This is a genomic window from Scytonema hofmannii PCC 7110, from assembly GCF_000346485.2.
Taxonomy (GTDB): domain Bacteria; phylum Cyanobacteriota; class Cyanobacteriia; order Cyanobacteriales; family Nostocaceae; genus Scytonema; species Scytonema hofmannii.
The window spans coordinates 2363068-2382269 of the sequence record NZ_KQ976354.1; the positions used below are offsets into that span (position 1 = coordinate 2363068).

Below are 19202 nucleotides of genomic sequence, written 5' to 3' on the forward strand. Positions count from 1 at the left end.
GTTTAGTTAATGTTTGGATAACTATGGCATGAAACCAATATACCAAGTCGGTCAAGTCTATAACTTCTTGCTCCTAATGCGCCACCTTTGAGTGGTTTTCCTGTTTTACTTTTTAACAAACAGCAACTGTCTGATGAAACAGTGGCTTGTCGGACTTCTATTGAGCAAGTAAGGAGGATTGATGGTGTTGTGAAGTTTGCCGTCACCACTGCATCTTTAGCAAACTGAATCAAACTAGCTACGTGCGATCGCATTCGCGAATCTAAAATTGTGTTAGGTTTGTAATTAACAACTATGGATGCTGCATCACGATTCATCCGAACGCTTGTTGCTTGTTGATCTTCTTTCAGCAGTTTTTCTAGCTGCTGCGCGTATCCAGAATCTTGGGCAATCAAGGGAACGTTGAATCTAACTCGTCCTGGGATCGCATGAACAACACTGCAATCAACCTTGGAAGGGTGTGATAAATCTTTATGACCCTGACTCGAAGTAGGTTTAGGAGAAATTTCTTGACGAGTTGCACTTACCATCATTAAGCAGACTGGAATTGCTGCCCAACCGTTGATTCTCAGAATCCTAATGATAAGTAGACCCATTAGGATAGAAATGAAATTGAATCCCTGTGTTTTCCAAAAACTGACTGATTTTTTAACAGCAAGAAGTTCTGCTCGACTCGCTTTGAGCAAAAAATCACTTTGTATCCACTCAGCAATTGATTCAGAAGGCAGTTTTAACTGAGTGCTTAAATCGCCCCTTTTGCTGACAGTAATTGTCATTTGTGACAAGATTAATGAAGGTGAGTCATAACTTAAGTATATTCCACCTTACACACACACAGTATGAATTACCCTCATCCCCAACCTTCTCCCAAAGGGATTCGGGAGCTAGAATTCTTGTCCCCTCTCCCTTTGGGAGAGGGCTAGGGTGAGGGCAAATCTTAAGGGTTTAACTAGGTTCATAGCTTGATTCAGCAACGCCCTTAATTCAGTATGCAATTTCGCAAACAGCGTGTATTATAGAAGTCATATAAATTCATACATCAAGTTTTTATTGAGGTGACCGTAAATTCTCCACTCCATCAGTAACGCTTAACAGTAACGATGACAGCAAGGTTAAGTACTTAATTACCAGCGCACTGCCTTATATTAATGGCATCAAGCACTTGGGGAATTTTGTTGGTTCCATGCTTCCTGCAGATGTTTACGCTCGTTTCTTGAGGCAAGAAGGCGAAACCGTTCTCTTCATCTGTGCTACTGACGAACACGGTACACCAACTGAGATAGCAGCTTCGGAAGCAGGGCTGGATGTAGAGACTTTCTGCCAAAGAATGCACGAAGTCCAAGCAGAAATTTACAGAAATCTTGGTTTATCGTTTGATTATTTTGGTCGCAACTCCTCAGTTGAAAACCACGAGTTAACTCAGCATTTCTATCAATCTCTGAACAAAAACGGTTTGATCGAAGAACGAGAGATGAGCCTTGTCTACTCTCTTGACGACGAGCGCTTTTTGCCAGATAGATATATTATTGGAACTTGTCCTCACTGCGGATATCAATCAGCCAGAGGTGACCAGTGTGAAAATTGTACATCATTACTTGACCCACCTGATTTAATAGAACCGCGTTCGGCAATTTCCGGAAGCAAGCGTTTGGAAGTCCGAAAAACCAAGCATTTATTCTTAAAACTTTCTGCACTTGTGGATGAGGTAAAAGCGTGGGTTGAAGCACATCCAAATTGGTCTAATCTCACCAAATCAATTGCAATGAAGTGGTTGAATGAAGGGCTAAAAGACAGGTGTATCACCCGCGATATAGCTTGGGGAGTTCCTGTACCTCGTCCGGGATTTGAAGGAAAAGTGTTTTATGTCTGGTTTGACGCCCCCATAGGATATATTTCTGCAACCAAAGCATGGGGTATAGAACATAGTCAAGATTGGGAGACTTGGTGGCGCGATTCAGAAAGTACCAAGTATGTACAATTTATGGCTAAGGATAACTTGCCATTCCATACTATTATGTTTCCAGCAATGATTTTGGGTACGCGAGAAAACTGGAAACTAGCTGACCAAATTAGAGGATTTAACTGGCTGACATATTATGGTGGAAAGTTCTCCACTAGTGCAAAACGAGGGATTTTTTTAGACCAAGCACTCTCGCTTTATGAAGCGGATTATTGGCGATATAGCCTTTTGTCGATGATTCCTGAATCTGCTGATTCTGCTTTTACTTGGGAGTTATTTCAAGTTAAGGTTAATAAAGAGTTGGCTGATACATTAGGCAATTTTGTGAATCGAACTCTCAAGTTTACTGTCAATTATTTTGATGCGACTGTTCCAGAAGATGGCTGTTTTGGTTTAAAAGAACAGGAGTTACAAAATACCTGCAAATTACTTGTCAACCAATACTGCAATTCTTTAAAGAATATGGAGTTTCGGAAGGCAGTAGAAGCTCTTTGTTCCTTATGGTCTGTTGGAAATCAGTATATTGATGCAGCAGCACCTTGGAAGGTGATTAAAGTAGACCGTGAAGGTGCTGCTCAAGTGGTAAGGGCTTGTCTTCATTTAATCAGAATTTACGCCCTGGTTTCTGCACCAATTATTCCCTTTACCTCGGTAAAGTTATTTGATGCACTACATTTGTCTGAGATTGACAGAATGACAAAGATTAGCGAAAGTGTAAATTTTGAAGCTTTGTCTCCAGGTCATGAAATTCATGCGATCTCACCACTGTTTCGTAAGTTGGAGGAGGAAGAAGTTCAAGAGTTATCAGCCAGATTTGGTATGAGGGAGTGAACGCAATACTGCTCGGTTAAGAGAAAACGAGAACCCCGGTATCTTTAAGATACCGGGGTTCTGGCACCTCAACTATCCTTAACCGACAAGTATTGGGAGTGAACGGCTCCCTTCCATTCTTTTTCTAGAAATACAGCATTTTCTGGCTGTTAGTGTGCTGATGGGTTTTACGCACACTCAATAAAGAAGTAAAGCATTTTCACGTAAAATTGTGACAGCAATCTGCTCAGCTTCAGCAACAGAAATGTCAGAATCTGTAACTGCTTGCCATAGAACTTCTCCTAACAGTTGACGGCCCCATTTTGCACCCAAGTAATACAATTCTGGAATTGAGTGAGCATCAGAAGCATACATGAGTTTGGTAGTGGGAGCTAATTCTAATAACTGTCTGATGGCTTCCCGCATTCCAGATACGCTTAAAAAGGGTACTACCAGACCAAAATCTAAATAAACTTGAGGATACACAGAAGCCAAATAACTAGCTTCCCGCATATAAGGATAGGAAGCATGTAGCAATACTATGGGTACGCGGCTGTACTGTGGTGACTCTAGTAAATGACGCAAATATAAGGGATTAGCCAATCGTAAATCCAAGTCGGGATCGCCATAGCCAGTATGTAATTGCACTGGGAGGCAATATTTTGCCGCTACCAATAATGCCTGTTGCAACAAAAAATCAATCAGGGGTTTATCTGTGAGTCGCACTGGTTGAGTTGGAAATTTTTGTTTGAGGTTATGAAAATGAGCCACAGCCACCTCTTCAGCTACAGGTTGAATATCCAAGCCAGTCCGATAACAGGCAATACTTTTAAAAGCAACGACCCCTGGTGGTGGCGGATCGAGTTCGCTGTTGAATCTGGCTAGGAAAGTCGTAAAATCAGGTGATTGTGGAATTAGCTGTTCTGCTAACATTTCTAGTCTCAGAATTCGTCGCACAGAAATAAAGCTTTCATGCCACGACAGAGGTAGGATAGTTTCTGGTTGTAAACCATCATCCAAATAAATCTCCTCTAGATTGGCCGCGTGAAAATAAATCTGTGTGAGTTCTTCTAACCCTAAACTTTCTCGTCTTGCCAAAATTGCTGTTTCTTCAGCTTCACAGTTCAACAAAGCCGCAATCTCGCGCAAACTACGCCGATAAAAAAACGTGTAGCGGGCATGGTAGTTGATAATTTCTGGATGATAGCTTTCAGTAAAAGCAGATGCATAAGGATATTGGGCAGCTGCTTCTGGTTTTAATATGTTGTGGGCGTGTTGGTCAATTAAAGGAATATCAGCTAAATTCATGGAAGTTAAATATCGTTAATATTTCTCTAATAATGTGTTGACTTCTGTTTTTAATTCCCAATCTTTCATAGCTTGCCACTCTGCTTGACGCACTGCTAAGAAAGCTTGCGCTAATTGGGGATTTAAAGCTGTTAATAGGATATCGTTTTGCTGGAGGTGAGCGATCGCTTGCCCTAGATTATCTGGTAATGAATCTATTCCATGAGAATGACGTTCTTCCAATGATAAATATCCGGGGTCTTGATTCACAGGGTTTCCAGGTGTCAGACGACGCTGCACGCCATCAAGTCCGGCGGCAATGACTGCACCTAATGCTAAGTAAGGATTAGCTGAGGCATCCACAGTCTTCAATTCCAAGTGGCTGGGACAGTTCAAGCTAGGGTCACTGGGAACTCTCACAGATGCTTCCCGATTATCTAATCCCCAACAGCGAAAAGCACCACTCCAACTATGAGGACGAATGCGACGATAAGAATTAGTACTTGGAGTCGTTAGTGCCATCAGTGCTGGAAGATGGTGCAGGATGCCAGCGATAAATTGTAATGCTATCGGAGATAGACCACAGATACCTTGGGGATCGCCTAAGAGGTTTTTTTCATCACGCCAAAGGCTAAAATGGATGTGACAACCACTACCCGCCGCATCGCTGAAGATTTTGGGTAAGAAGGAAGCGGTGAGGTTGTGGCGGTAGGCGATCGCTTTGACAGTTTCTCGAAAAGCAATCTGCCAATCACCTGCTTGCAAAGCATCGGTGTAGCGCATGGAAATTTCATGCTGACCGGGGCCAGATTCTGGATAATACTGTTCTACAGGTATACCTTGGGCTATGAGTGCATCAGCGATCGCATTAATGACTTCATGGTTGAGATCCATTGCCTGAGTTGAGGCGAACACTGTGGAATCAGCAGGAATAATACCATCAGGTGTTTGCCGCACCAAGTAAAACTCATTTTCAAAAGCTGCCCGCACTTCCAAACCTTGAGATTTGGCTGCGGCAATCATCCGCTTTAAGAAATTTCGCGGGCATAACGCCCAAGCAGAACCATTGAGTACCATGTTGCCCATAGCACGAGCATGACCGGGGGCATAAGGCAAGGGTTTCAGGCTAGACCAATCTGGTACTAGGCGAATTTCACCGACTGGACCTAAATCAGTTTCTGGGACAACTGCATCATACATCACAGGAACTCCCTGTTGACCTACGGAAATCCCCACCCCATGCTCAAAGTAGTGAGATAGCATATCTATATGTACGGCTTTGCCACGGATAATGTTGGCATTATCACACCAAAGAAATCGCACGAATTTAACCCTAGTTTCTTCAAGAAACTTACGTGTTTCTTGAAAATTATTTTTTTCAACCATTACTATTTGGCAAGTTTTTTAACGCATCATCTATGACCACCTCAGCATTAATTATGAATTTTTTCAAGAAATAGCAATTAATTTATATTTTTGGGCGTGCTAAGGATGAACTACTTCGTATTTCGCTTGCCTAACAGCTATGATTGCAAAAAATAAATTCTCCCCGGAATGTGGGATGGGCGTCCTCGCCCGTCTTTTATTAATGGCGGGCAAGATGCCCGCACCACAAGAAATTTTGGGACATTTTTTTATTTGAAAGTCCCTAATTCCAAGGATATTTCCCACCACTGATGAAAATTGTGTAAAATCTTTAGCTTAAATCCTGACAATGGATCTCTAAGTATGTTAGGCTTGGCTTATCTTCTGCACAATTTTGCTCGATTACTTTTTTCTTTTTCTAAATTACCGGAAAGCTTGCCATACATGCTGTTGCTATTGTAAGGCAAGCATCCTCATGGGAGATTAAATTATGAAATGCTCACTACCAGCCTTACTTGTTATCATGAGTGCGATCGCTATGGCTCATCCTGTCTACGCGAATGAAGAGAATGTTTCGACCCCTACAATAAATCCAGGTCAAGCTTCTCTTCTGATTGTCAAGCCAGCCTCCATAGAAAACCAGATAGGTAATACGCGAATTAACAATCGAGGATCGTTCTCTAGTTCTATTGGGTTGGTGCGTGAAAAAAAATGTAAAGATATTGCTCCACTAGACTTTCTTAAAGATCCTGCGGCTAATCTCAAGCTCTGTTCTAAACTAGAACAGCCGCAAAACGAAGAATCTAAACCTGCTGAAGCAGCTAATTACTATAAAGTGCCTCCCCTTGAATCCGGTATTCGCTTACCACTCTCCAAGTTTTAAGCATTGGTCACTGGTCACTGGTCACTGGTCACTGTTTATATGCTCGTAATGTGACTGTAAATTGTGAACCTTCATTGGGGGAACTGTCAAATTTTAAAATTCCGCCCAAAGCCTCGACTTGGAGTTTAGTCAACCATAAACCCAAACCTATGTTTCCGCGATCGCTTTTGGTTGTAAACCCAAGTTGAAAAATCTCGTTGAACTTATCTGGTGCGATCCCCAAGCCCGTATCAGAAACTTTGACTTCCACCCAAAATTTGCCCTCTAATTCTACAGTTGTGGCATTGAGAGATAATGTGCCACCATTTGGCATTGCATCCAGAGCATTTTGTATGAGGTGGTAAAAAATACTCAGCAATTGCTGTTCGCCACCTAACACTTTGGGCAAGTCAATTGGAACATTAATAGATAGCTTGACTTCATGGAGTTGTGGAATTTCACTTAGAGCCATATCTACTATCTTATGAAGATCGAGAGGTTGAGGTTTCTCCTCTTGAGCGATCTTGAGACCTTTTAAAGTTTGGCTCATTTGGTCTACAAAACTTAGAGCAGTATTTCCTCTATTTTTGCTTGCTTCAACATTGTTTTCATTTAAACCGCTAACAATCTCTCGTAACAATCCTTCGACGGTGCTAATGCCAGTATTCATTTTGTTGAGAACTTTGCCAGAGACATTTCCAACGCTAGTTAATACTTCCTTTATACCCTTTTGCTCTTTTTTTTCTGCATTCTGTGCATTCTGAATCGCAATAACCGCCAAACCAGCCAGGAATTCCAGCCTCCCCAAGTCTTTTTGTTTAAATTTTGCTTTTTGACGACTTTCTACATTCAGCACGCCAAGTGTCTGGCAATCTTTATCTAAAAGAGGTACGCAAAGTTCAGAACGGCTGTCAGCAAAATAGCATATGTAGCGTTCATCTATTTCAACATCATTTACTAATGCTGCCTTGCGATGCATTGCTACCCAACCACTAACTCCTTCGCCCATTTTAATATTCAAGAGTGCATTTTCAATTTGCTTATGAGCAGGATATCTAGCTTTGGCAACAAGGTCTTGAGTTGTGGGTTCAACGATGCTAATCACTCCTATATCGGCACCTGTATTTTGTACTGCTTTTTGCACAATTAATTCCTGCAGTTGCTCCCAATCTAAAGTTGTTATGATTTCTCGCTCAATACTATCTAATGTTTGCAACCAACGTTGATTTTTGATAGAGCTTGCTGCAGAAGACGCAATGGAGCTAATAATTTGTTTTTCTTCATTTAAAAAAATGTGAGAGCGTCGGTAGTTAATGAACATAACTCCAACAACATCTTTATCGACTCTCAACAAAATACCCGCGACCGATTGTATTTTTTCTCTTTGAGTAAAAAGTGAATTTTTAAAAATAGGTTCTTGAGAAATATTTGAAACATAAATATTTGTTTCATGTTGAATCAGTAAAAAAGGCACACTTTGTTCGGGAACTTCCGATTCCATTGCATCTTCTTGAATCAACCTCCCCGCAAGGCTAGGTGGAGAGAGAAATTGTTTTTCCGTCTGAATATATTCGTAAATAACAACTAAATCTGCTGCCAGTACATTCAGGGTATACCAAGCAATATGACTTAGCAAATCATTTTCTATTTGACTGAGAGATTGCGTCACACATTGAAGAGTGGCTAACTGTCGCGCTTCTTCACGCATTTTTTGATGTATTGTAATGTGCCAAATCGCATCAACAGCTTTGTTAGCAAAATACTCTCCCTGACGGCTGAGTTCCTCAATAAATTGATGTTCATAGCGGAAATGAACATACAAAACTCCTACAGGAATCAGATGCTGTTCCCGTTCTACGCTACTCCCTTGCTTGGTAGGAGTTGCAATTATCCGTGGTATGACCTTGTATTTATCATTGATAAGTAATGGAAAAGCGGCGTAAGTCTTTGTTCCTCTTTCAAGCGCAACTGGGCTAAAATCTACTTCTGAGTTTTTATGAACAGAAGATAAGTATGTGACGTACTGAAGCTTTCCTTCAAAAATACTTCGCCATCCAACCCCATATTTACGAGGAGAAAAGCGTTTTAAGGGAATATTACCGGGATCGCCAGCCAACACTTCGTAGATGTAACGTTCTTCCTGTGGTTCCCATAAGAAATGCAATGTGGCTAAGTCAGCATGAAAAATGCGTTTTGCATTTTCAGCAATAATTTTTAATACGTAACGTAAACTACCACGACGAATATCTAATGCTCGTCGTGCAATCAACTTGGCAAGATGTGTTGCTTGTTCGTATGTAATTGGTCTGCTAGTGTTTTCATAACCAGCTTCGACTGTACCGATAACCACAGGTGGGAAACCACCGGGTAATGGCTGCATCCGGATAACTCTATTATTGCCTTCTCCCTGGACTGGACTGGGAATAAAATTTTTATCCCATTCATAATTTTCAAACCAATTTTCAATTTCCTTTCCTTGCTCATCATGAACTAAGAAAATAGGTGAAAAAATCCGATTGAGTTGGTCATGTTGAAAGTTTTCATAAATCCAGCGATCGAATCGCCTATCCCATCCAGAGATGATTTCAGTGTGACAAGTATCAACAATATCTGCTTGAATATCTCTGATATCTTTGTCGGCATTAAGATAATGTCTTGCCTGATCGACCCATCTTCCTGCAATACCAATTCCGTATACTGCCTCAATTGTATTTTGTTCGGGTATAACTAATGATATGCTAACAAAGTCAAAACTTAGTAATTCTTGAATTTCCTTACAAACATCATCTAGAATCGTTTCCTGACCAAATAAATCTGCAATTGCTTGTGTTATTTCTTTGTCCGCTTCTAAAAAAGGATCGAAAGCCTTTTCTTTTATTGTAATGACAGAATCGGTGACTAAATGAGAAGGATTTTTCAGCTTAGTGTCTTTAAGGTTTGCATCCCTAAAATTGGCACCGCTCAAATCGGTATTGGTCAAATCAACACTTTTTAAATTAGCCCCATTTAGATTAGCTTGATAGAGAATAGCATTATTTAAATTAACACCAACAAGATGAGCATCACTGAGATTAGCACCACTCAGATCTGCATGGCTTAAATTTGCATTTCTTAGATTAGCGCCACTTAAGTTGGCACCTTTTAAGTTAGCACCACTTAGATTCGTACTTCTTAAGTTGGTATCGCTTAAGTTAGCAAAACTTAGATTTGCCTGACTCAAATTATCTTCGCTTAAGTCTTCGCCACTTAAGTCAATACCTTCAAAATCTTTATGCAGGTTGAGACCAGCAATTTGCACTAATTCAGAAAATTGATTTGTTTCTGTTTGGGCTAAATCTTGCAACAAATCTGGCAAAGATGGTTCCTTATTCATAGAATTCCTTTTCTAGCCGTAGGTTGCTTAAACATTAAACTCTGCTTGAACTATGCAAGGTTTCAGTCGTGGTTTTAAATAATTAAGAAGAATTAACCTTTCAACAACTGCTTTTTTCTTTTTATTTCTAAATAACCCCAAAAGCAAGTTCTTTTCTTCATTCTCGTTTTCCATTTCAGTTATGCAGAAATCTGTGGTGGAGCTAGCTTCAAAGGTTGCTTTTATAGAGCATATTGTACTATCTTCTGTATCGACAGGTTGCTGCGATGTTGTTTGCTGCATACTTTTGCTTTTAACTACAGTTCCCAACTTAACTCGATTAATTAAGCATTTAAGTGTACCATTTTGTGTTGTATTTGCTTGGAAAGTCCAACATATATCATTTTCTACTCCTCCTGACATATCAACCTGACAATTTACGAACTGAGATGTATCTACGGATTCAATAGGGATAATGCCGTTTTTTAAGTACAGTTTTAGTTGTCCCCGCTTCAACCCAAACCAAATTGTAACACCATTCACCTCGATCCGTTGCTCGCTAAAATTTGCAATGATATATAAATTAACTTTTTGCGAGTCTACAGGTTCTATGTGAATTTTCATAAGTAAAAACTTTATATTACTATCGTTCTCCTCAGAATTTAAATCACCTATATTTTGACAGACTAATGAGGAATTATCAGTCTTGTTAGAGTTAGGTCTTTGTAAAAGAATAGTCTTACCTAAGTAGGATGTTTGTTGATTTTGATTTCTTAAAGGAATTGGAGAAGATGAAGTCCTAGAGTTAGTGATTAATGTAGGAGCCACGTTGGCTGGAAAATCTGCTATTTTCATGAGCGAACAACCAAGTTTGTAAGCAAAGTCAACAGTTTTACCAGACCATAATGCATCGTAAAAGCCAATAGAAAATTTAATAGCATCCGTATCCCTGATTTCTAAGCTCATACCAATCACGTACTTAATATGTTTTGCGATCGCATGAGCCTGCATCTCTGAATAACAGGCATTAAGGACAACACATTCCACTTGGTCAGCAAACAGTTGAAACAATTCTGCCAATGCTTCTGCACTCACTAACTTGATTTGACCTAACTCGTCTTCAAATACTAAACCTTCTTCTTGCACCCCATGCCCCGAAAAGTGAATGATATGCGGTTCATAGTCCAAAAGAGATCTATGTATGTCCGTGTATCGTACAGCTTCCGCCGTAACTATTAAATACTGATCCCGCATTGTTGAGCGTTTCAATCCCTCTTTAATTTCGCGCATCTCCTCACTCAGACGAAGCTGGCTGCTACCTGTAGGATTTGCTGACAAAAGTAAAACTTTCCGGGGTTGATTGGGATGATTACTCATTAGAAATTTAGATTTCCGGAGACTATCACTGTATCTAGCATGAGTTGTATAGCTGACTCGAACGTGAAGTAGTCGTTGTGAATCAACATATTAAGTTTTCTTTATTATAAATGGGATTATCAAATTGCCTAAGTAATTTTACTCTTATTACTAAATTATCAAATTTTTCAATAAATGCCAGAATCTAAGTATTTTCCGTATTTTTTAGAAAAATTAGTTAAGAATATAACTTTTTGATGAATCATTGATTTGGTACAATTTTAATTACTCCCGAACCGCCAGAAGATTACCTAAACAGGTAGGTAGGGCTAAAGCCCGCCGTTGGCTATTGGTGGGCTTTAGCCCTACCTACAAAGATCGGTAATTTGAGAGCGGAAAGGGAGTAACTCTCTTCGGGACTCTAAAATTAACAATCTTCGTAATTTGATGTTGGTGGTCTTTAGCTCTACCTACGCTTTTAAGTAATCTTCTGGTGGCAAGGAAATAAGTTTGTTACAAATAAACAGTATTTTTAGTATAAAAATGCACTAAGTTGTATATTACAAAAAAAACTATTCATTAATTTAGCAGACAGTCATTAATTTAAAACAGTCAATTTGTAATTTTTAATTTAAATTTCAATTTTTGAATTGCCTATGATGAAGAAATGAATCTAGACTGTCCGGAGTAGCCATGCCAAAACGCCTCATGACAGGTTTAAATCCACTGGTCACTGGTCAGCTGATTCCACCAGAACGGTTACAGCCGCAATTGCGATTAACATTTCATCATTTTTATCATTAAGTACCGCAATGGCTTTACCCTGAACAATCATTCCCCCAGGCTCTACTTTCAGTGTTTTCCGCCCAAAGGGTAGCACAGCCAAGACTTCTTCTTCTCTCACCTGTTCGGGATAGGGAACAGCAACCTGTACCTCAACTATCATTTCATTTGGATCGCTCAATCCAGCAACTTCCCAAACTCCAGGTAAGGCATTGTGTGCGATCGCATTTCTCACAGCCCTTGCTGCTGCGACAGTTGGTTCTTGTCCGTGTTGGTCAATACCCATCCCCATTTCAATAATTAAGCGTTTGCGTGCCATGATGACCTACCTTGGTAGTTAAAAAAATGCTGGATTTTGTTTCTCAAACTAGCCTACTAGATTCATGATTGAAAATGGGGTAAGTCTGTGAGGAATTTGGTGCGTAGGCGTTGCTGAATAACAGTATGAATTACCCATCACCCCAACCCTTCTCCCAAAGGGATTCGGGAGCTAGAATTCTTGTCCCCTCTCCCAAAGGGAGAGGGCTAGGGTGAGGGCAAATCTGAAGGGTTTAACTAGGATTCATACCTTGATTCAGCAACGCCCTAGTTTTCAACGCTTAGACTCGATCCTTTGGAGTAGCCAGACTGGATAATTTTGATGCTCGATAATCTGTGTGTAGCGGTAAACGAGTCTTTTTGACAAGATTTGCTATTCTTAGGAGCTATGCTCGCGTCTGAAGGGAATAAAGTTGACACGCATCAGTAATCATGCTTTTCCAACTGGATAGTTATTTTCGCGCTTACTGCACTAGCCTGCGTGAACTGGTAGACTGAGAAGCTAACCAATGGTCGTGTATTGCTTGTATCTGCAGCATAACTGAATCAATCACCTTTTTGGTTAATAAAAGACGACAAACAATACTTTCAGTCAGGCGAAAACCACAAATGGATTGAATGAAATGGTAAGATGACCTGCCATTTTCTCGCTTGAACTCAGGAAAGATAATTAAAGCCTCTTCTAACAACTGTAAATATTTTGAATAGTCATCAATCTGCAGTGCTTCCCTAGACAAGTCAAAATAACATTTAGCTAAGGCATAACGGTACTTGATAGAAAGTTGGTTGAGTTGCGTCAGTTTTTGTTCTGCTTTAATCAATACTGAACGGTGACTTTCTATCCAAAGAGGTTTAGAGCGAGTCGAGACTGTGACATTTCCATATCGTCTGTAAATGGCATGACAGCCCGGTTGATAGGCAACTTTAGCATCTTGAAGAACTACTGATAAGAAAAAATCTCTATCCTGTGCAGCTTTTAAATTTTCATCCCAACCACCGATTCTCTCAACAGCAGTTCTACTATAAAGTAAGGAAGCAACCGCAGTCCACCAATCAGCAAGTAAAGATTCAATAATATCTGCTTGTGTTCCAGGGCGTTCGATATTATCCAAAAAACTTGTACCATCAGGTAAATGATGCCGATATCTCCAATCACCATAAACAACATCGGCTTCTGTTTCTTCAAGGAAAGATACTTGCCTTTCTATTTTATTGGGCAAGATGTAATCATCTGCATCTAAATACTGAATATACTTGCCTTTTGATAAGGCTAAGCCTTTGTTTCTAGCGTAATTTCCTCCTCTGTGGTTAACACTTTGCCAAATCACTTTTTTCCCATAGCTTTTGATAATTTCTAACGAATTATCCGTTGAACCATCATCAACAACAATAATCTCTATATTTGAGTATGTTTGTTGCAAGCAGCTATCAATTGCTTCTGCTATCCATCTTTCTGTATTAAAGCACGGAATAATGACTGAAACGAGGGGTGGCATATATTCATTTCCTATTTTCAAAAGAACAGAGGGAATACATCAAACCAAAAGCCAATATTTATTTACTTTCAACACAAGGCTTACTTATTAATAACTTTCCAATACCTTGGCTGATAAAACAAAGATTGACTAATGACTTTATTCGCTCTTACTAAAAATCTAAAAGATTCCACTATATCGAAAGAGCGAATACCTTCTTTTACATATACTTTGGCGCTGTATAAACCAGGTAATAAGCAACAGTAAGGCATTTGCATTTGTATTTCAGATTTGCCTGGTAAGATTTCAAGGAATTCGTTATCACTTGATGAAGCAATATACAAAACTCGTTCGTTCTGTCCGGATAAAGCAGTAATTAAGATACCTATATTGATATTCTCTACTTTTATATGTGATGCACATTCGACACAGAAGTAGGCTAATTCGCCAGATAGAAGATTATCAAGTATGTTTCCTTGCTCATCCTTAAAACAAAGAGAAATCACATCAACACCAAGACTTTCATTCTTTTGTTTTTCAGGTAAATACATGACTCCTGAAGATACTTCTGTACCTCCCAAACAAAGATCTTCTTCATATTTGCGAATGACAGAGCTTGTCTCACCAGAAGTTACCAAATTGCCTTTCTTCAAATAAATAGAAGATTCACAAACATTTAAGACAACATGAGGATTATGGGAGACTAAGATAAAAGCTGTACCCTGTTCCCTGAGTTTTGCAAGTCTCTGATAACATTTCATCTTAAAAGAAATGTCTCCTACAGCTAGCACTTCATCAATCAGCAAAACATCTGGCTCGATGTGAACTGCACACGCAAATCCCAATCGTGCTGCCATTCCAGAACTATAAGTCTGTACTGGTGCATCAATCGCATCTGCAATTCCAGCAAAATCAACGACTTCCTGAAATTTCTCTTCGATTTCTTCAGTAGCTAAACCCAGAACGGACATATTTGCATAGATATTTTCTCGTCCCGTTAGGATAGGATTAAATCCTGCACCAAGAGCAATCAGAGGTGCGACTCTACCTCTTACTTTTACTGTACCAGTATCTGGCTTAATCAAACCACTAATGATGCGTAATAGCGTACTTTTTCCAGCGCCATTCGAGCCAACCAAGCCTAATGCTTGTCCGCGCTTTAGGTCAAAGCTAACATCATTCAGCGCCCAAAATTCTTTTGCTCTTAAAGTATCGCTTTTTCTGTTTCCTCCTGTTAACTCGATCGCAATATCTTGAAGCCCGTATAACAAAGAGTTTTTCAAGTCCCTGCAAAACTTTTTAGAAACATTTTTGGCTGAAATAACAACTTCCGTATCTTCATGATGAACCGTAATTTGTTTTTCTCTTAAATTAGTCATTACTAAGAACTCACTCGCTCAACAACAAAAGGCATTGCTAGTCGAAAAGTCACCCAAGTTACTAACAATCCGACAAAGGAAAGCACACTGACAACCCAAAATCCTAAAGGGTTGGAGATAACTCCTGTTGTTGCTAATTCTCGTGTTGTCACTAATAGAGGAGTGACAGGATTTAGCTTGACTAATAACCCAAAGGTTCCTTCATTTGGAACTGGATAAACCACGGGAGTCAAAAATAGCCAAAACCCTGTAATAAGAGTTAACCCTTTAGAAACATCTTGATACAAAATTCCTAATGGAGCCAACAAAACACCAATAAATGTTCCCAGAATAATCAAATGAATTAAAGCAACTGGTACTAAGAGCGCTGTCCAGGTGATAGAAATACGAAACCAGAAGTACAATCCCACTATTAAAATCAATTTGATGGCAAAGTTAAAAAACACTTCGCCTACTTTTGCTAGAATCAGAGACTCTCGAGGAAAATTCACTCTCGCTAGCATTGGTTTTGCAACTGTCACGGCTTGTACCGGACCATTTAATGCGTCTACAAATGTTTGCCATAGCGCAGTGCTGAACATGACATAAGCTGGATAAGGTATGTCTGTCTTTCCAACATTAATGACATTGGCATCATTTGCAAGAGTAAAGCCAATAGCCATGACAATTGGCGGTAAAAATGCCCAGGCTACACCTAAAAATGATTGCCGATATTGAGCTGTAATATCCCGTACCATCAACCGCCATGCAAGTTCGCGAGAAGCTAGCAAGTCGCGCCACATTTGTTTGAACAAGTCAATTGGACGCCGCAGTTGACTTTCGGGTGTATAAATTACCTCAGATAGTTGCGATTTTAAGCTCTCTTTATGTTTCAAAATTCTTCACCTTACTGCATCTTCTCTGTTTGCGTATGGTGAGTATCTTTTACCACACGCTTTTTTTGGAAAGGAGACTCTCCAGGGTATCATCCTTGCGTTGAGGCTGCGATCGCATTCACCACTTTTGATGAAACAGCGTTTCGTTTACCTTGGCAAGTATCTTTTAGCATAGTGGCTAGTGATATACCTGTTCAAAACCTTATCCAGTTCATACAGTATTTTCCCTGCTACCCGTGACCCAAATCTACCAAAGGGTACTTTACGGGCGATGGAATTGATAATTGTCATGTCGCGACGCCATCCCAACCGCTTGTACTTATTTTTAAAGTATTCATCTTCAGTGAGGTTCCACTTGTCCCGGAGGCGTTTTAGGCTTGTGAGTTCCCACTCATCACTCCAACGCAACATATAGTAATGTACGTCTGTCCAATCAAGTGGAGGTCCTGGTACGTAAGTGACTAGAGAATCTGGTTCTAAATAGATCGTACCACCAACTTCAGCCACCTGAATGCACAAATCGACGTGTTCTTTGGTATTCAGCAGGGCTTCATCCAAAAGACCGATTTTCTCAAATATTTCCGTGCGTACCATCATGCAGTGGAATTCTGCTAGCCCAGTTTTTTGCCGTTGCAATTGAGGACGGACTTCTGAAATTTGACGACCTTGCTTGTAAATTTTTTCAATTATCCGCCGTCTTGTTGTTTCGCCTTTGGTTTCTAGCACAACTCCAGATTCACCACCCGCACAATGCACTTCTTCATGTAGGGGAGTCCCTTGACAAATCAGAGGGCTGACTAAAGTCGCTTCCGTTTCTTCCGCACAGGACACCAAAGTCTTCAGCCAACCAGGGGTAACGACAACGTCGTTATCAATAAAAACGACATATTTGCTGTGAACTTGACGCAAACCAATATTTCTAGCGTGGTTTGGAGAGAGGTAATGTTCGGTGCGGAGCAGTTGAAATTGCTTTTGGATAGCTTGCTCTGTTAGGTACTTTTTGATATGAGATGGTGAACCACCATCTACGTAAACTAACTGAAAAGGATATTCAGTATATGCGTAGATACTTTCAAGAGATTCACGGGTGTAACTGAAGCGTTCTCGTGGAACGACGACAATAGTCACTTGCGGGTTTGTTACTTCTGATGAGTTCATATCTAAATCCTGCTCTAATGTTATTCGATAGGTGTTTCATTCAATATTATCCCTTTTGAGTTATACCACTTATAGTGTAACTACGGATTAGTGTATTCGCGATTTGCGGTGACCACTGACATTTCTTCCTGACTTGGTTGATGGGGGGTCATTGCTACTAGTTGGTAAATCTCGACTAGCTTATCGTTCAACTTATTAATATCGTAGTTTGCCTCTACACAAGTACGGCCAACTGCGCCCATGTTTTCCCAAATATCGGGATGCTCGATCAAATAAATTAACTTTTCAGCTATGGCATCCGCATCTCGCTCTGGAACGAGAAACCCAGAAACACCATCTTGTACGAGTTCGGGAATACCGCCATGAAAGGTACCTATGACTGGTAAACCCATTGCCATTGCCTCTTTTAAAGTGTTAACTGGAGCGTCTTGATTGCCATCTTGAGCAGTTACACTTGGAGCTATAAATAAATGAGAATTGTCTAGGATGTCAATAATTTCTTGCTGATTTTTCCAGCCTAGAAGTTTAACTTTGTCAGTTATTTTCAATTCTTCTATCAACAAATGTAACTCTGTTTTTAAGTAGCCATCACCTATGACATTGTATTCAACATTTGGATGAACATTTGCCACTTTGGCAAGGGCGCGAATACCGTACTCTATACCTTTCTTCTCAACAAGACGCCCAACAGTAACAATCCGAATTTTGTTATTTGCGTTAGGACGCCGTGCTTTAAACTGAAATCTGCTACAGTCTATTCCCGAACGAAGAACTACAATTTTGTTGCGATCGCAACCTAGGTTAATGGCTTTTTGTCGGAAAAATTCACAATTGGCAAGGAAAAAATCTCCTTTGACAAAAAGTTCATTATAAACATCTTCGCCACACTCTTGAACATAGTAGCTAATATCATAACCTCGGAATGAAGTGACCAATTTGCCTTCGATCGCACCAATATCGCGGAGTATCTGACCTTCGATACCATGCATTCCAAATTGACCGTGAATAATATCGTACTGCTTGGACTTCAGGAGTGGTATTACTGAGTATAACAGCCGAAGGGAAGTGGCATATTTACCGTATTTTAAAAAGTTTAGCGATCGCAGTATAACCAATGGGCTTTTGTGTAAATTAGTCACTATTAATCCCAGCCCTTTTAGCACTCGACCTAAGTAATTTGTTGAAATTGAAGGTATGTAGTGAGTCCGTTGAAGAAGTTGATATTTTTCTATATCTGGATGTATTTTAGACATATCATCAGGACGGTAACCGTAAATATGTACCTCATGTCCTCGCGAGATTAACCCTGTAATTTGATTCAGGATAAAAGTTTCTGATAATACAGGAAACTCACCTAAAATGAATGCTATTTTCATAAAAAAATCACAAATCAACACTTATTTCGATTTGCTTTAATACCGACTTTTGTGGTTTTAGGGCAAATAATCCTTAACTACCATAATTACTTTTTTTTAGAGAAAAGCTATTTTTTGAACTTTCTTTACAGTATATTTATCTTTTTAAAGATATGGTAAATTTTTAGTAATTAAAGAATTTATGTACTGACAGTGTGGTTTGTGGGAAAACTTAAAACGCCGTTCGCACAACTAAATTATGCATCAGGGTTACTTAGCATTAAATTTTGCTTGCCTATCTCCGATTTTGCAATAAGAAACCATTTGCAGTATATTCACAAAAATGCGAACATATTAGGAGAAGATGTGCCAATAACATTAGTAATCTTCTACAAAGAGGAGGATGGAAGTGTTCCAGTGTTAGAATGGCTACATAATCTGCCAGAAAAGAATGAGAGAAGAGAGAACAACAACTAACGCCCTCAGAATTATACATCAGCGCTATTACCAGGGAAAACCCGAGCGCATTGCGGCACTCCAACAGGCAAGAATTAATGATGAAGTAGCTCGAAAAACCAATCTCCTTCGAGAAGAGGAAGGACTTTCTCAAAGTGAACTTGCTAAACTTGTTGGCGTAGCTACATCAGTTATTTGCCAACTAGAAGATGCTGACTACGAAGGAGACGCGATCGCTATGCTAAATCATATTGCAGCAGCTTTTGATAAACGTGTCACGATCTATCTAGCGCCCATCTCTGATAACTTGCCAAAAGACCTACCTACTGCTCAATCATTCTAAACTGTTCACGGTTGGGAGCGTAATGTCCTCATCCAACAGTTAAAATAATAAATATTTAGACCTTACCA

The 19202-nt window shown here is 39.8% G+C and carries 13 protein-coding genes and 1 pseudogene; 3 read left to right on the forward strand and 11 right to left on the reverse strand.

Translation table 11 applies throughout. From position 1 onward, the window contains the following. Positions 1-2: 2 nt before the first annotated feature. Positions 3-776, reverse strand: coding sequence for an HMA2 domain-containing protein (locus tag WA1_RS10150; protein WP_026134704.1), 774 nt, complete (start codon positions 774-776; stop codon positions 3-5). Between the two features lie 332 nt (positions 777-1108). Here WA1_RS10150 and metG point away from each other — a divergent pair. Further along, positions 1109-2791 (forward strand): annotated as a pseudogene (gene metG / locus WA1_RS10155) (methionine--tRNA ligase); the annotation flags it as partial. Positions 2792-2968: 177 nt separating this feature from the next. Here metG and WA1_RS10160 read toward each other — a convergent pair. Both WA1_RS10160 and WA1_RS10165 read right to left on the reverse strand, forming a co-directional pair. Next, positions 2969-4078, reverse strand: coding sequence for an amidohydrolase family protein (locus tag WA1_RS10160; protein ID WP_017743895.1), 1110 nt, complete (start codon positions 4076-4078; stop codon positions 2969-2971). 15 nt (positions 4079-4093) lie between these two features. Next, positions 4094-5443, reverse strand: coding sequence for a glutamine synthetase family protein (locus WA1_RS10165; protein ID WP_017743896.1), 1350 nt, complete (start codon positions 5441-5443; stop codon positions 4094-4096). Positions 5444-5912: 469 nt separating this feature from the next. Between WA1_RS10165 and WA1_RS10170 the strand changes: the two genes are divergently transcribed. After that, positions 5913-6305, forward strand: a complete 393-nt coding sequence (locus WA1_RS10170) for a hypothetical protein (protein WP_017743897.1) — start codon at positions 5913-5915, stop codon at positions 6303-6305. Between the two features lie 28 nt (positions 6306-6333). Here WA1_RS10170 and WA1_RS10175 read toward each other — a convergent pair whose 3' ends face one another. From WA1_RS10175 to WA1_RS10210, 8 genes are all read right to left on the reverse strand, one after another. After that, on the reverse strand, positions 6334-9657 hold the full coding sequence (locus tag WA1_RS10175) for a pentapeptide repeat-containing protein (protein ID WP_017743898.1): 3324 nt from the start codon (positions 9655-9657) through the stop codon (positions 6334-6336). 27 nt (positions 9658-9684) lie between these two features. Further along, positions 9685-11013, reverse strand: a complete 1329-nt coding sequence (locus WA1_RS52540) for a CHAT domain-containing protein (protein WP_017743899.1) — start codon at positions 11011-11013, stop codon at positions 9685-9687. A 709-nt stretch (positions 11014-11722) separates the two neighbouring features. Then, entirely contained in the window at positions 11723-12094 is a 372-nt protein-coding gene (locus tag WA1_RS10185) for a Lin0512 family protein (RefSeq protein WP_017743900.1), read from the reverse strand. Between the two features lie 463 nt (positions 12095-12557). Then, positions 12558-13589 carry a glycosyltransferase gene (locus WA1_RS10190; protein WP_017743901.1) on the reverse strand — a complete coding sequence of 344 codons (1032 nt, stop codon included), beginning with the start codon at positions 13587-13589 and terminating at the stop codon, positions 12558-12560. Positions 13590-13669: 80 nt separating this feature from the next. Further along, positions 13670-14947 carry an ABC transporter ATP-binding protein gene (locus WA1_RS10195; protein WP_017743902.1) on the reverse strand — a complete coding sequence of 426 codons (1278 nt, stop codon included), beginning with the start codon at positions 14945-14947 and terminating at the stop codon, positions 13670-13672. 2 nt (positions 14948-14949) lie between these two features. After that, complete coding sequence (locus tag WA1_RS10200) at positions 14950-15822, reverse strand: ABC transporter permease (RefSeq protein WP_017743903.1); 873 nt, start codon at positions 15820-15822, stop codon at positions 14950-14952. Positions 15823-15969: 147 nt separating this feature from the next. Beyond that, a complete protein-coding gene (locus WA1_RS10205; RefSeq protein ID WP_017743904.1) occupies positions 15970-16980 on the reverse strand; it encodes a glycosyltransferase family 2 protein in 1011 nt (336 codons plus the stop codon). Between the two features lie 80 nt (positions 16981-17060). Next, entirely contained in the window at positions 17061-18356 is a 1296-nt protein-coding gene (locus tag WA1_RS10210) for a glycosyltransferase (RefSeq protein WP_017743905.1), read from the reverse strand. Between the two features lie 430 nt (positions 18357-18786). Between WA1_RS10210 and WA1_RS10220 the strand changes: the two genes are divergently transcribed. After that, positions 18787-19134, forward strand: coding sequence for a helix-turn-helix transcriptional regulator (locus WA1_RS10220; RefSeq protein WP_017743907.1), 348 nt, complete (start codon positions 18787-18789; stop codon positions 19132-19134). Positions 19135-19202 lie beyond the last annotated feature (68 nt).